Annotated in this window: 1 protein-coding gene; it reads left to right on the plus strand. The window is 57.7% G+C overall.

What is annotated here, in order from left to right; translation table 11 throughout:
• Positions 1 to 381, plus strand: a 381-nt coding sequence (locus tag ACO0LM_RS28730) for a DUF4214 domain-containing protein (RefSeq protein WP_423042370.1), incomplete at both ends; no start/stop codon positions are given.

A 381-nucleotide genomic window follows, 5' to 3' on the forward strand; every position in this document is an offset into this window, starting at 1 on the left:
TCCCGGATGCGGTGGAATTACAACTGGGGACCAATCCGCTGGCGAAAGACAATGATGTCTTGCACCGTTCTGACTTGTTTGCCATGCAGTTGTACCGCGATGTGCTGTTCCGGGAAGCGGATACGGCGGGGGTGCAGTACTGGCAGCAGCAGATTGACAGTGGCAAGATGAGCAGGGCACAGGTGGCGGCGTCGTTCATGGCGTCGTCGGAATTCCAGAATGGCATCGGCAGTCTGACGCGGCTGTACTTTGGTGCCTTTGACCGCTTGCCGGACCGCGATGGCCTGGCGTACTGGATGCAGCAAGAGAAGGCGGGCTTGAGTCTCTCCAAGATCAGTGCGTCGTTTGTTGCCAGTACGGAGTTCCAGAGTACGTATGGCA

This window comes from Undibacterium sp. Di26W (genome assembly GCF_049340265.1).
GTDB lineage: Bacteria > Pseudomonadota > Gammaproteobacteria > Burkholderiales > Burkholderiaceae_D > Undibacterium.